13 protein-coding genes are annotated in these 12,564 nt (G+C 62.0%); 9 read left to right on the top strand and 4 right to left on the bottom strand.

Features of this window, described 5'->3' with window-relative positions:
- Positions 1 to 79 precede the first annotated feature (79 nt).
- Positions 80 to 883 (top strand): glycosyltransferase family 2 protein, encoded by an 804-nt coding sequence (locus WMO24_RS05560; RefSeq protein WP_349215329.1) that lies wholly within the window; start codon positions 80 to 82, stop codon positions 881 to 883.
- 39 nt (positions 884 to 922) lie between these two features.
- Here the strand turns inward: WMO24_RS05560 and WMO24_RS05555 are convergent, their stop codons facing one another.
- The gene (locus WMO24_RS05555) at positions 923 to 1,693 is read right to left on the bottom strand and encodes an SDR family NAD(P)-dependent oxidoreductase (RefSeq protein WP_349215328.1); all 771 of its coding nucleotides are present in this window, start codon (positions 1,691 to 1,693) and stop codon (positions 923 to 925) included.
- 147 nt (positions 1,694 to 1,840) lie between these two features.
- Between WMO24_RS05555 and WMO24_RS05550 the strand changes: the two genes are divergently transcribed.
- The 5 genes from WMO24_RS05550 to WMO24_RS05530 all read left to right on the top strand — a co-directional run bounded on the left by WMO24_RS05550 (position 1,841) and on the right by WMO24_RS05530 (position 7,041).
- On the top strand, positions 1,841 to 3,736 hold the full coding sequence (locus WMO24_RS05550; protein WP_349215327.1) for a hypothetical protein: 1,896 nt from the start codon (positions 1,841 to 1,843) through the stop codon (positions 3,734 to 3,736).
- 60 nt (positions 3,737 to 3,796) lie between these two features.
- Positions 3,797 to 4,093 carry a hypothetical protein gene (locus WMO24_RS05545; RefSeq protein ID WP_349215326.1) on the top strand — a complete coding sequence of 99 codons (297 nt, stop codon included), beginning with the start codon at positions 3,797 to 3,799 and terminating at the stop codon, positions 4,091 to 4,093.
- A gap of 56 nt (positions 4,094 to 4,149) precedes the next feature.
- The gene (locus tag WMO24_RS05540; protein ID WP_349215325.1) at positions 4,150 to 5,217 is read left to right on the top strand and encodes a CobW family GTP-binding protein; all 1,068 of its coding nucleotides are present in this window, start codon (positions 4,150 to 4,152) and stop codon (positions 5,215 to 5,217) included.
- A gap of 2 nt (positions 5,218 to 5,219) precedes the next feature.
- Complete coding sequence (locus WMO24_RS05535) at positions 5,220 to 6,164, top strand: TIGR03943 family putative permease subunit (protein WP_349215324.1); 945 nt, start codon at positions 5,220 to 5,222, stop codon at positions 6,162 to 6,164.
- Positions 6,165 to 6,288: 124 nt separating this feature from the next.
- Positions 6,289 to 7,041, top strand: coding sequence for a tyrosine-protein phosphatase (locus tag WMO24_RS05530; protein WP_349215323.1), 753 nt, complete (start codon positions 6,289 to 6,291; stop codon positions 7,039 to 7,041).
- 36 nt (positions 7,042 to 7,077) lie between these two features.
- Here the strand turns inward: WMO24_RS05530 and WMO24_RS05525 are convergent, their stop codons facing one another.
- The 3 genes from WMO24_RS05525 to WMO24_RS05515 are packed head-to-tail and all read right to left on the bottom strand — an operon-like array spanning position 7,078 to position 10,021.
- Complete coding sequence (locus WMO24_RS05525) at positions 7,078 to 7,566, bottom strand: hypothetical protein (RefSeq protein WP_349215322.1); 489 nt, start codon at positions 7,564 to 7,566, stop codon at positions 7,078 to 7,080.
- Position 7,567: 1 nt separating this feature from the next.
- Positions 7,568 to 8,404: a Cof-type HAD-IIB family hydrolase gene (locus tag WMO24_RS05520; protein WP_349215321.1), complete on the bottom strand. Its 837-nt coding sequence runs from the start codon at positions 8,402 to 8,404 to the stop codon at positions 7,568 to 7,570.
- Positions 8,405 to 8,416: 12 nt separating this feature from the next.
- Complete coding sequence (locus WMO24_RS05515; protein WP_349215320.1) at positions 8,417 to 10,021, bottom strand: ABC-F family ATP-binding cassette domain-containing protein; 1,605 nt, start codon at positions 10,019 to 10,021, stop codon at positions 8,417 to 8,419.
- Between the two features lie 178 nt (positions 10,022 to 10,199).
- Here WMO24_RS05515 and WMO24_RS05510 point away from each other — a divergent pair, with 178 nt between their 5' ends.
- From WMO24_RS05510 to WMO24_RS05500, 3 genes are read left to right on the top strand one after another with little or no spacing between them, the layout of a single operon-like run.
- Entirely contained in the window at positions 10,200 to 11,435 is a 1,236-nt protein-coding gene (locus tag WMO24_RS05510; protein ID WP_435413810.1) for a cation:proton antiporter, read from the top strand.
- Complete coding sequence (locus WMO24_RS05505) at positions 11,432 to 12,037, top strand: TetR/AcrR family transcriptional regulator (protein WP_349215318.1); 606 nt, start codon at positions 11,432 to 11,434, stop codon at positions 12,035 to 12,037. Before WMO24_RS05510 ends, WMO24_RS05505 begins: the two co-directional genes overlap by 4 nt.
- Positions 12,038 to 12,089: 52 nt before the next feature.
- Positions 12,090 to 12,524, top strand: coding sequence for a hypothetical protein (locus tag WMO24_RS05500; protein WP_349215317.1), 435 nt, complete (start codon positions 12,090 to 12,092; stop codon positions 12,522 to 12,524).
- Positions 12,525 to 12,564: the final 40 nt, after the last annotated feature.

Below are 12,564 nucleotides of genomic sequence, written 5' to 3'. Positions count from 1 at the left end.
GTATCTCCAACAGTATAGCATATAGACCTTGGAGAGGGTCTATAAACACTACTACTTTATAATACGAGGAGGTTTTTGTGTGACCAATCCCCTTGTCTCCATCATTGTCCCGGTGTACAATGCGGCGCCGGACCTGGCCCGCTGCATTGAAAGCGTGCGAAAACAAAGCTATGAAAACTGGGAGCTTTTGCTGGTGAACGACGGTTCCAGCGACACATCCGGCCCCATTTGCCGCATGTATGAACGGGTGGACGGGCGCATTCATGTGCTGGACAAGAAAAACGAGGGTGTGTCCGCCGCGCGCAACGACGCGCTGGACGCGGCGAAAGGTGATTTTGTGCAGTTTCTGGACAGCGACGATTACCTTCCGCCGGACGCCACCGAAAAGCTGGTGGCTCGGGCGCTGGCGGACGACTGCGATCTGGTAGTGGCCCGCTACTACCGGGTGAAGGCGGAAAAGATCACGGTACACGGCTTTCTGCAGGACACGGGAGTCATGGACCATCTGGACTTTGCCCGGCAGCTGATGGAAGAGCCGGCCAGTTTTTACTACGGCGTTCTGTGGAACAAACTGTACCGCGCTTCCGTTTTGCAGGAAAACCACATCCGCTGCCACGAGGAACTGAACTGGAGCGAGGATTTTCTGTTCAATCTGGAGTACATTCGCTACGCACAGCGCTTCGCGGCGCTGGACGCGCCGGTGTACTACTATGTGAAAAACCGGACCAGCATCACCAATTCCCAGATCGACCTCATCAGCGTGGTCAAAACAAAAACCACCCTGTTCCCCTACTATAAGGCACTGTATGAGCAGCTGGGCCTGTACGAAAAGTACCGCCCGCAAATTTACAAATATCTGATCGCCACGGCCAGCCGCGGCTGAAAAAAGGAGACGGACCCGCGGGTCCGTCTCCTTTTTGTTTTATTTTGTCTCCAGGGGCATGCCGATGGAAAAACCGGTTTCGCCGCCGTCGATGGCGAACTTGGCGCCCGTGATGTTGGCGGACTCGTCGCTGGCCAGGAACAGCACCAGATTTGCGATGTCCTGCGGTTCCAAAATGCGGCCCATGGGGGTGAAATATCCCGGATTTTTGCGGATGTCCTCATCGTCCCGCAGCAGCATGTTGGTGGCGCAGCAGGCCGGGTGGATGGAGTTGGAGCGCACGTTTTTGTTGCGGTACTCCGCCGCCGCCACCTGGCTGAGCATGGCGATGGCCGCCTTGCTGGCGCCGTAGGCCGCGTGGTTCACAAAGCCGAAAGTGGCCGCGTCGGACGAGGTGTTGATGATGGAGCCGTTTCCGCTGGCCACCAGCAGCGGCGCCAGGTATTTGATGCCCAGGAACGGGCCGGTGCTGTTGATGGCCATTTCGCGGTTCCACTCATCCAGCGAAAGCTCCTCGATGGGCTTGACGATGAGAATGCCCGCGTTGTTGAAGAACACGTTCAGCTTGCCGCAGCTCTCGCGCACCACCCGGGCCGCGTTCTTCCAGTCCTCCTCGTCGGTGACGTTCAGCTTCAGCGCGGTGGCCCGGCCGCCGGCGGCCTCGATCTCCGCCTTGACCTGCTGCAGGCCCTCTTCGTTGATGTCGCACAAAAACACCTGGGCGCCCTCCCGCGCGAAGGTGATGGCCGTCTGCCGGCCAATGCCACTGGCCGCGCCGGTGACCAGCGCGATCTTGCCTTCCAGTCTCATGGATCCAACCTCCTGCAATTCAAAATTTGCCGTTTGCACGGCCTGTTTTTTTCATCATAGCACGCCCTTTTGCGTTCGTCAAACCGATTTGCTTGCATCTGCGGACGGCATGTTTTACAATGGTGGCATAAGCGGGGAGGAGTGAATATGAACGATTTAAAAGCGCTGGCCGAGCGCCTGAAAACCCAGGCGCCCCACTGTTCCTTCACCTGGGGCGAGGACGGTCTGCGGGTGCAGTCGCCCTGCGGCGAAGTGCGCGCCGCGGGGGACCGTGTGCTCTTTCTGGGCGATGTGTACCGCAACCTGCGCATGGCCGATTCGTCCTCGCTGTGCACGGCGGTGGCACTGTTCGCCCAATACCTGGAGGAGGGCGGTCTCGTCGAGCCCCGCACCCGGGAGGAGCGGTGCGCCTGCAACCCCACCTACCGGGCCACCGCGGCCGCGCTGAAGAAGCTGGACCGCCGGGTCCTGACGGTGCTGGCGGCGGTCGAGGCCGTGCTGCTGGCGGCGCTGGTCCTCAGCGGGCAGAGCATCCTCGCCATGGCCATGATCCTTGCGCTGGTGGGCACGGCGCCCTGGCGGGCCAACCGGACCATTCACATTCTGACAGAGCACTGGGTCTGCCCCCACTGCCACGCCGCCCTGCCCCGAATGCCTCACAGCACCATCGCGCTGCGCTACGCCTGCCGCTGCCCGGCCTGCGGTCAGAAGCTGGAGACGGATCCCCTCTCCCGCTACGCCCATGAGCCGGACGTGGACCAGGCCGCCCGGGCCCCGGGTAACCGGGCCTGCCGGTTCTCCGGCGCGGGGATCCTGCTGGGCGCGCTGGCGGGCTTTGCCCTTTCGCCGGGGGATTGGGCCCTGCGGCTGGCCCTGTTCGGGGCGGCGCTGACCGGGCTGGGCCTGCTGTTTCTCCCGGTGCGGCCGCCTCAGGAGGTCACGTTTTCCGCCGGGGTGCGCCGCCGGGACGGCGCTCTGGTGCCCGCCTTTTTCTGCTGGCCCCTGGGCCTGGCCCTGCTGGGGATGGGAGTGTGGTCCGCCCGGCAGGGGCTGAGCGCCGGGTATTGGGCGGCGGCCGGCCTGCTGCTGACGGCACTGGGCGCCCGGGCCCTGCTGGACCGGCGCAACCGCGCCCTGTTCTTTTTGTCCGACGGCACGCTGCTGCGCTTTGACCTGTGGGGCCGCCGGCAGGAGCGGACCGTCCAACAGATCGCCTCGGTGCGCAGCTGCCCGGGGCGCAGCCTGGCGCTGCTGGGGGTGGACGGGCGCGTCTTTTTCACCGCCCGCAGCGGAATGTGCCAATTTCAGCGGGTGCGAAACTGGGCCGAAGCGCGGCAGATCCCCATCCAGCTGGTTGCGCCGCCCGTCGCCGGCCGCTCTGTGCAGTGCTGGCGAAACGCCTTTCGCAGCCGCATGCATCTGTATCTGAACGCCGCGCGGGTGTCTCTGGCCCTGGCCCTGGCCGCCCTGTGGGCCGGCTGCCTTCTGCCGCCCGCGCTGTTTGCCCTGGGAGGGCTGCGCCTGGGAGATACGGTGCTCTGGATGGGCGCCGCCCCCCTGCCGCTGATGGTCTGCCTGGTTGTGTTCGCGCCGGTGACCGCCCTGGGCGGGTTGCAGGAAGCCACCCCCGCCTGGAAGGCCATGCACGCGCTGCTGCCCTACCCGCTGCTGGCTCTGCCCGCGGTTTTGCTGGCGGCGATGGCGCCCGCCGCCATGGACCGCTTTCTGTTTGCGGAGGACAGCCGCGCCTTCCCGTGGCTGTGGGCCGCCTTTACGCTGGTACCTGCGGCGCTGGTGTGTCTGCGGACGCCCCGGCCCCGGCGGGCGGCACAGACGGTGATCCTGACGGTGCTGCTGATGCTGACCTGCTGCCCCACGGCCTGCGCCGCCGACCTGGTGCTGCAGGACCTGGCGCACACCGCCGCGCCGGTGCAAACGCAGGGCGCTGCCCCTCTGACCGTTCAGCGGAAGGACGGCGTCCGGTTTCTTGTGACGGACAAACGCGGTTCGGCGCTTGCATCTTTTGACTGCTGTGTTATATAATAAGAACGGTCTCGGCATGAGCCGGGGCCGTTTTCCCTTGAGAAAGCGAGGCGAAGGAATATGAATCGACGGCAAACGGCCATTGCCCTGGGCGCGGGGCTTTTGTGCGCCTTTGCAGCGGGTGCGCTGGCGGTTCGGCGCAAACTTCGCGCCGGCAAACCGACCCCTGCCGCACCGCAGCAGGACGATCCGCTGGCCGATCTTCTGTCTTCCCACAATCAGCCCGATCAGGGCCCCAACGCCAATCCCGTGGACGCGGCCGGTGCGTCCTCGGCCCCCGAAAGGGTGCTGGACCCTCTGAAAATCGCCTGTGCGGAGGATTTTCAGGATTGGGATGACCTTGGCTGCCGGGGCTGAACAGGTTTGCCGCAGCGGGGCTGCGGCGTTTTTTTATCAAAGAAAGGAACGTAAGTATGACCAAAATTACAATTTTTTCCGGATTTTTGGGCGCGGGTAAAACCACGCTGATCAAAAAGCTGATCGCCGACGGGTACCAGGGCGAAAAACTGGTGCTGATCGAAAACGAGTTTGGCGAGATCGGCATTGACGGCGGCTTCATGAAAGAGGCGGGCATTCAGGTGACCGAGATGAACTCCGGCTGCATCTGCTGCAGCCTGGTGGGCGATTTCGGCAAAGCGCTGGAGAAAGTGCTGGAAGAATACCATCCCGACCGCATTCTCATCGAGCCGTCGGGCGTGGGCAAGCTCAGCGACGTGATCCGCGCGGTGCAGAACCTGCATGCGGACGTGGAACTTGCCGGCTTCGTCACTGTGGCGGACGCGAGCAAGTGCCGCCTGTATATGAAGAACTTCGGCGAGTTTTACAACAACCAGATTGAGCACGCCAGCGCCATCATCCTCAGCCGCACCGACTCCATCAGTGAGGACCGGCTGAACGCGGCGGTGGAACTGCTGCGCGCTCACAACGAGAAAGCGCCCATTGTCACCACGCCCTGGTCGCAGCTCACCGGCGCCCAGCTGCTGGAGGCCATGGAGCAGAAAAACAGCCTGCAGGAAGAGCTGCTGGCCCTTGCCCGTGAGGAGCACCATCACGAGCATCACCACGAGGAAGGCTGCACCTGCGAAGCCTGCCAGCACGAGCACGAGCATGAGCATGAACATGAACACCACCACGACCACGACCACGAGCATCATCACGACGAATGCGGGTGCGGCCATGACCACGAGGGCCACCACCATGCAGACGAGGTGTTCACCAGCTGGGGCACCGAGTCGCCGCGCAAATACAGCAAGGAAAAACTGTGCGCACTGCTGGATCTGCTGGACACCGGCAAATACGGCAGCGTGCTGCGTGCCAAGGGCATTGTGCCTACCGAGGACGGCACCTGGCTGCACTTTGACTATGTGCCGGGCGAGCAGAACGTGCGCACCGGTGCGGCGGATTACACCGGCCGCCTGTGCGTGATCGGCGCCGGGCTGGACACCGGCGCGCTGGCCGCGCTGTTCAGCAGGGAGGAATGACCATGGCGATTCCCATTTATCTGTTCACGGGATTTTTGGAGTCGGGCAAAACCACCTTTTTGCAGGAAACGCTGGAAGACCCGGATTTCTGCACCGGGGAAAAGACCCTGCTGCTTCTGTGCGAAGAGGGCGAGATCGAACTGGAACCCAAGAAATTCGCGGGCGGCAACGTGACCATCGTCCCGGTGGAAAACGAACAGGACCTGACCCGGGAGTTTCTGGAAAGCCAGACCAAGCAGCGGCGCATTGACCGCGTGATCATTGAGTACAACGGCATGTGGAATCTGCAGACGCTGTACGACGCGCTGCCCAAAGGCTGGGAATTTTATCAGATCCTGCTGACGGCGGATTCCACCACCTTCCCCTCCTACATGAACAACATGCGCCAGCTGGCCGTGGACAAACTGCAGGACCCGGAAGTGGTCATTTTCAACCGCTGCACCGACAAAACCGACCGCACCTACCTGCACCGGGCCGTGCGGATGGTCAACCGCCGGGCGCAGATCATCTACGAATACACCGACGGCAGCATCCGGCCCGACGACATCGAGGACGAGTTGCCCTTTGACCTGAAAGCGCCGGTGATCGAGCTGCGGGACGAGGATTTCGGCATCTGGTATCTGGATGCAATGGAAAACCCGGACAAGTACCGGGGCAAGCACATTCATTTCAAGGCATATGTGTGCCAGACCAAGCGCGCCCCCAAAGGCTGTTTTGTGGCCGGGCGCTTCGGCATGACCTGCTGTGCGGAGGACATCTCCTTCATCGGCGTGCTGTGCGAGGCGGACAACGCCGCGCAGCTGCGCCACCGCAGCTGGGTGGACGTGACGGCCGAACTGGATGTAAAACGCCACGAGATTTACGGTGGCGAGGGCCCCTGGCTGCGCGCGTCCCAGGTGACGCCCACCACGCCCCCGCAGGACGAACTGGTCTATTTCTTGCGCTGACAAAAAACTCCCGGACGGGTGCGGCCCGTCCGGGAGTTTTTGATTGATCCCCGCGCCGGCAGCGGATAACTGCGCTGATTGGGGGTAAACTTCTTTTAGAAAACACGTTCAACGAAGGGGTTTTATGACAGACTTGCACACACACATCCTGCCCGGCGTGGATGACGGCGCGAAAAACCTGGATATGAGCCTTGCGCTGCTGCGCGCCCAAAGGGCGGACGGCGTGACCCGGATCGCGCTGACGCCGCACTTCCGCTTTGAGCAGACGATCGAGGAATTTCTGCGCCGGCGTGACGAGGCGATGGCCCTTCTGACCCAGGCCCTGAAAGCGGAAGAGCATCCCCCACAGCTGAAGCCGGGGGCAGAGATTTTCTACTCTTCCCAGCTGGCGGAGACCGACCCGCGCCCTTTGTGTCTGGCCGGCACGCCGCTTCTGCTGATTGAATTTCCGCCCGCCTACCTCCCTCAGGGCACCGGCGATGTGCTGCATCAGTTGACGCGGCAAGGGTTCATCCCCCTGATCGCCCATGTGGAGCGGTACGCCTTTGTGCGTGAAAACCCCAACCTGCTTTGCGACTGGATCGAGGCGGGCGTCTGCACGCAGATGAACGCTTCCGGTCTGCTGGCGCGCACGAAACAGCAGCGCCTGCTGGTGCGTATGATCCGCCACGGAATGATCCACACGCTGGCCACGGACGTGCACTCCCCCGCCAGACGGCCGCCCCGGCTGAGACAAGCGCTGGACCTCGTGCGCCGAACATGCGGCGAAGAGACGGTCGGCCGCCTTTTGAACAGTGCAGACGCGCTGTTTCAGGGCGCGGTGCCGGATGTCCCGGAGCCCCGCCCCATGCGCCGCATTCTGGGAAAATGGATGTAAAACCGAAGCCCGGCCCCCTCAGGGACCGGGCTCTTTTCATGAAACGGTAAACAAAAAGCAGCAGGACAGCCGGGCATATCTGCGGCGGAACTCGTCCAGCGTGCACACCACCGGACGGCCGTACACCGCGTTCAAAAAGCGGAACCGACCCTGACCTGCCGGTACAAACGCAGCGAAATGCATTCCCCGGCCGGTGAAATAATACACAAAGCCCGCCGGGCAACGGCGCATGCGCAAAGCGGCGGTCAAAGGCGACAGCGCCAGCCGGGGCCGCAGTCCCTGACAGCGCAGCCACGCCAGCAGAAAGAACAGGTTGGTGCCCAGCACGCCGCCCAGCAAAAGCCCTTTTTCCAGCCCCCGGCGAACCCGGTCCGCGCTGGGATTCCAGCCGGCCGCGTGCAGAATGTTGTACGCCGCCACCCATCCGCAGCCCGACCGGGCCGAGGAAAAGCGCCCGTAAGGCACATCCCGCAGCCTGCTTTGATCGGTCAGATATCCATCCCGGGAAAAAGCCCGCGCATCCATTTCAATCCTCTCCTTTTTGGCCCAGCACATACCGCTCGATGGCTTTGGCCACACCGTCCTCATCGTTGCAGGCGGTGCGCACGTCGGCGGCCGCCGCAATTTCGGGGGCGGCATTGCCCATGGCCACGCCCAGCCCCGCGGCCCGCAGCATGGCCAGATCGTTGATGGAATCGCCGCAGGCCATCACCTGAGACCGGTCCAGCCCCAGCAGACCGGCCAGGGTCAGCAGCGCCTTTCCCTTGTCCACACCTTTGCCGTTCAGCTCCAGATTGTTGGGAATGCTGCTGGTCACTTCAAACCGGCCGCTGTCCTGATACACCCGGAAGGCCGTGTCGCGCAGAGCCTCGTTTGTAAACAGCATGGTCAGTTTTTCCACGGGCCGGGTCTCGGCTTCCAGCCAGCGGACCTGGTCCTCCACCACGGTGCGCGTGGTGGAAAAGTACGTGCGCATGGCCGGCGGAGCCGCCGCCACCAGCGCCTCAAAGGTAGCGGCGCCCGTGTAGGCCCGCCCCTCCACATAAACGTCGATCAGGCCGCCCAGCTCCCTGCCCCGCACCAGCGCCCACAGGGCGTCCTCTTTGGGCAGCGGATCCACCGCCATGCAGCGGCCGCCGGCCAGATCGTAGACGGCGCCGCCGTTGGAGGTAATGGCGTAGCGCACGCCGGGAATCTGCACAAACGCGTCCGGCAGACCCGCCCGGGGCCGCCCCGTGGCAGGCAGGACCGCCACGCCCCGGGCACACGCCGCCGCGATGGCACTGCGCGTGCGGGGCGAAATGCGCTTTTGGGAATCAAAGACCGTCCCGTCCAGGTCCAGCCCGATCAACCGAATGTCCACGAAAAAGCCTCCTTATGCCTGGCGGGAATGCTTCCACTCCAAAAACTCCTCATACGTGCCCGGCCGGTCCAGACAGCCCGGCTGGCCCAGAGGAATCTCGATGATGCGGTTGGCGATCTCGTCGATGAACTGATGGTCGTGCGAGGAGAACAGCAGGTTGCCCTTGAAGGAGGCCAGCCCGTTGGACAGCGCCTGAATGCTCTCCAGATCCAGATGATTGGTGGGCTGGTCCAGCACCAGCACGTTGGCATGGGTCATCATCATGCGGCTGAGCATACAGCGAACCTTTTCACCACCGCTGAGCACCTTGGCGGGTTTGTACACCTCGTCGCCGGAGAACAGCATCCGCCCCAGAAAGCCCCGCAGGAAGGTCTCGGCGGGATCTTCGCTGTACTGGCGCAGCCAGTCGATCAGGTTGCCTTCAAAGCCTTCAAAAAAGGCGGAGTTGTCCTGCGGGAAGTAGCTCTGGCTGGTGGATACGCCCCACTTGAAGCTGCCGGCGTCCGGCTCCATTTCGCCCATCAGAATCTTCATCAGGGCGGTGTTTCCGGCCTCATTGTCTCCCACCAGGGCGATCTTGTCGTTTTTGTTGGCGATGAAGCTGACGTTGTCCAGCACTTTCACGCCGTCCACGGTCTTGGTCAGGCCCTCCACAAACAGAATGTCCTTGCCGGCCTCCCGCTCGGGCGAAAAGCCCACAAAGGGATATTTCCGGCTGGAGGCAGGCATCTCTTCCAGCGCGATGGAATCCAGGATCTTCTTGCGGCTGGTGGCCTGCTTGGACTTGGATTTGTTGGCCGAGAACCGCTGAATAAAGGACTGCAGTTCCCGGATCTTCTCCTCTTTTTTCTTGTTCTGGTTGCGGATCAGCTGCTGCATCAGCTGGCTGGATTCATACCAGAAGTCGTAGTTGCCCGCGTACATCTGCACCTTGTTGTAGTCGATGTCCACGGTGTGGGTGCACACGGCGTTGAGGAAGTGCCGGTCATGGCTGACCACGATGATGGTGTAGGGATAATCGATGAGAAAGTTCTCCAGCCAGTCGATGGCGTCGATGTCCAGGCCGTTGGTGGGCTCGTCCAGCAGAATGATGGTGGGCTGACCGAACAGTGCCTGGGCCAGCAGCACCTTTACCTTCTGGCGGCCATCCAGCGAAGACATGGGGGCGTAGTGCAGCTCCATGGGGATGCCCAGGCCGTTGAGAAGCTGGTCGGCCTCGGTCTCGGCGTCCCAGCCGTTCATCTCGGCGAATTCGCCTTCCAGCTCGGCGGCGCGCTCGCCGTCGGCATCGGAGAAATCGGGTTTGGCGTACAGGGCCTCTTTCTCTTTCATGATGTCGTACAGCTTGCGGTTGCCCATGATGACCGTGTCCATCACGCTGTATTCATCGTACTTGTAGTGGTCCTGCTCCAGCACGCTCATGCGGTCGTCCGCCCCCATGGACACCGAGCCGGTGGTGGGTTCCAGCGCGCCGGACAAAATGCGCAGAAGCGTTGATTTGCCCGCGCCGTTGGCGCCGATGATGCCATAGCAGTTGCCGGGCGCGAATTTGAGGTCCACGTGTTTATACAGGGTGCTGCCCTGAAACTGAAGACTGACGTCGGTCACTGTTAACATAAAGTTCCTCCAAAAGGCGCCGTAACGGGCGCATAATCATTGTTATTATACCATGAAAAGGGGCTTTTCGTAAAGCGAACAAACCTTCACAAAATTTTTACAGATGTCCCGGCGCATCCGTGCCATACTCGTTTATAGACGATTCCGTCTGTTTTTTTGAAAGGATGCGAAACGGATGATTTTTTTACAGATTCTGCGGCTTTTGGCGGTCATGGTTCTGGCCTTCGGAGCCGGCAAGCTGGCTTCAAAGCTGAAAATGCCCGCCATTCTGGGCTGGCTGATCGCAGGGATGGTGCTGGGGCCCCATGCTCTGAACCTGCTGGACCAGCAGACGCTGGACGCGGCCTGGTTCGGCAGTGTGGAACACCTTTTGGAGTGCGTTGCGGGCCTGATGATCGGCACCGAGCTGCTGTGGAAAAAGCTGCGCAGTGCCGGGCGGCAGATCCTGGTCACCACCGTGACCGAATCGCTGGACACCTTTGCAGTGGTCAGCCTGGTGTTTGCCTGCGTGTTCCGCATCACGGGCGTGCCGGTCTATCTGGCGTTTTTGTTCGGCGGCATCGCGCTGGCCACAGCGCCTGCGCCCTCGCTTTCCATTGTGAACGAGCTGAAGACCAACGGCCCGGTGACCCGCACCCTCATGCCCATGGCCGCGCTGGATGACCTGGTGGGCGCCACGGTGTTCTTTGTAGTGGTGGCGCTGGTTTCGGCGCAGATCTCCTCGGTGGGGATTCCGGTGGCAGGCATTCTGGTGCTGGTGTTTCTTCCGGTTCCGCTGGGCGGAGCGATGGGCTTTTTGGCCGGGCGCCGGATGTGCCGCGCGCGGACCCCGCGCCAGGCCTTTGGTACCATGCTGGTCCTGCTTGCAGCCACCGCCGGACTGGGCGCGCTGGTAAATGCGCTTCTGCCGGTTCCTGTGCTGAACTTCATGCTGCTGGGCATGTCCTTTTCCGCGGCATTTGCCAACTGCATTCCCGAAGCTCTTCTGGAAAACATCATGCGCGTGATGAATCCCGTCATCGGGGTGGGGCTGATCGTGGTCATTTTGAACCTGGGTGCGCCGCTGGACTATCATCTGATTTTCGGCGCGGGGATCTATACTGCCGTGTACATTCTGGCGCGGGCTGTGGGCAAGTACAGCGGGGCCTATCTGGGGGCCGCCGTGACCGGCGCGCCCAAAACCGTGCGCAATTTTCTGGGCTTTACCCTGCTGCCGCACTCCGGCGTGTCGCTGGTATTCACCGGTATCGCGGTATCCGTTCTGAGCGGTCCCGCCCCCGAGTGCGCTTCCATCCTGCAGGGGACCATTGCGGCAGCCGCGGTCATCAATGAGGTCATTGCGGTGTTCATGGCGAAAAAAGGCTTCGAGTGGGCGGGCGAACTGCCCGGCACCGGAAAGGAAGTGCCGGCATGACCCAGCAGGAACGTCAGGCCCGCAGCCGGGCCAAAATTTTTGAGGCGGCCATGGACGAGTTCGGCACACAGCCTTTTGAAGACGTGACCATGGACGCCATCTGTTCCCGCCACGCCATCTCCAAGGGAATGATGTACCATTATTACACCAGCAAGGAAGCCTTGTTCCTTCTGTGTGTGGAGCACACCTTCCGCGCGCTGGCGCAGTATCTGGAAAGCCGCCGCGCCGCCCTGGAACAGCAGGATGCGGAACAGGCGATTCAGCTTTATTTTTCAGCCCGGGAACTCTTTTTCCGGGAGCATGAGCGGGAACGGACGGTTTTCGAGAGCGCCATGCTGCGCACGCCCGTGCCGCTGCGGGAAGACATTGCCCGCCTGCGCGCTCCGGTGGCGGCGCAGAACCGGGCGTTTCTGGCGGCGGTGGCGGCGCGGCTGCCCCTTCGCCCGGGCCTGAGCCGGGAAGACGCGGCCCGCTATCTGGAAAGTCTGGAAGCGGTTTTCCCCTCTTTGCTTCAGAACTACGAGACCACCGACGTGCACAGTATGATGGATGTCTCCCAAAAAGTTCTGAACCTGGCATTGTTTGGGCTGGCGCGGGAATAACCGTTGATTTTAAGGGAATCCTAGAAGTATCTCACCCGAAGGAGGCCCTTTTATGATCGAACAGGACACCATCCGTCTGCTGCGGGAATGCGACGCCGGCGTGCAGATGGGCACACAGTCCATTGCGGACATTCTGCCCGATGTGCAAAGCGACACGCTGCGGCAGTTTTTGACCCGGTGCAAGGAAGAACACCTGACATTGCAGGGAGAAATTCAGGCGCTTTTAAACCAGTACCACGACGAAGGCAAGGACCCCAACCCCATTGCCAAGGGCATGTCGTGGGTGAAAACCAACGTGAAGCTGGCCATGGAAGACTCGGACCGCACCGTGGCCGACCTGATCACCGACGGCTGCAACATGGGCGTCAAATCTCTGAACAAATATCTGAATCAGTATACGGCCGCCAGCGAGCAGGCCAAGGACATCGCCAAACGGCTGATCCATCTGGAACAGGCGCTGGCGGTGGACATCCGGCGTTTCCTGTGACGCAAAGAAAAAACCGGGCGGGCATCCTGATGGGATGCCC

Source organism: Ruthenibacterium intestinale (genome assembly GCF_040096265.1).
GTDB classification, from domain to species: domain Bacteria; phylum Bacillota; class Clostridia; order Oscillospirales; family Ruminococcaceae; genus Ruthenibacterium; species Ruthenibacterium komagatae.
The sequence above is the reverse complement of the archived record's forward strand: the minus strand, read 5'-3'. Positions and strand labels throughout refer to the sequence as shown.

Coding starts and splice junctions, on each gene's coding strand:
- WMO24_RS05555 (WP_349215328.1), bottom strand. CDS start 1,693: ATGAGACTGGAAGGCAAGATCGCGCTGGTCACCGGCGCGGCCAGTGGC.
- WMO24_RS05550 (WP_349215327.1), top strand. CDS start 1,841: ATGAACGATTTAAAAGCGCTGGCCGAGCGCCTGAAAACCCAGGCGCCC.
- WMO24_RS05545 (WP_349215326.1), top strand. CDS start 3,797: ATGAATCGACGGCAAACGGCCATTGCCCTGGGCGCGGGGCTTTTGTGC.
- WMO24_RS05540 (WP_349215325.1), top strand. CDS start 4,150: ATGACCAAAATTACAATTTTTTCCGGATTTTTGGGCGCGGGTAAAACC.
- WMO24_RS05535 (WP_349215324.1), top strand. CDS start 5,220: ATGGCGATTCCCATTTATCTGTTCACGGGATTTTTGGAGTCGGGCAAA.
- WMO24_RS05530 (WP_349215323.1), top strand. CDS start 6,289: ATGACAGACTTGCACACACACATCCTGCCCGGCGTGGATGACGGCGCG.
- WMO24_RS05525 (WP_349215322.1), bottom strand. CDS start 7,566: ATGGATGCGCGGGCTTTTTCCCGGGATGGATATCTGACCGATCAAAGC.
- WMO24_RS05515 (WP_349215320.1), bottom strand. CDS start 10,021: ATGTTAACAGTGACCGACGTCAGTCTTCAGTTTCAGGGCAGCACCCTG.
- WMO24_RS05505 (WP_349215318.1), top strand. CDS start 11,432: ATGACCCAGCAGGAACGTCAGGCCCGCAGCCGGGCCAAAATTTTTGAG.
- WMO24_RS05500 (WP_349215317.1), top strand. CDS start 12,090: ATGATCGAACAGGACACCATCCGTCTGCTGCGGGAATGCGACGCCGGC.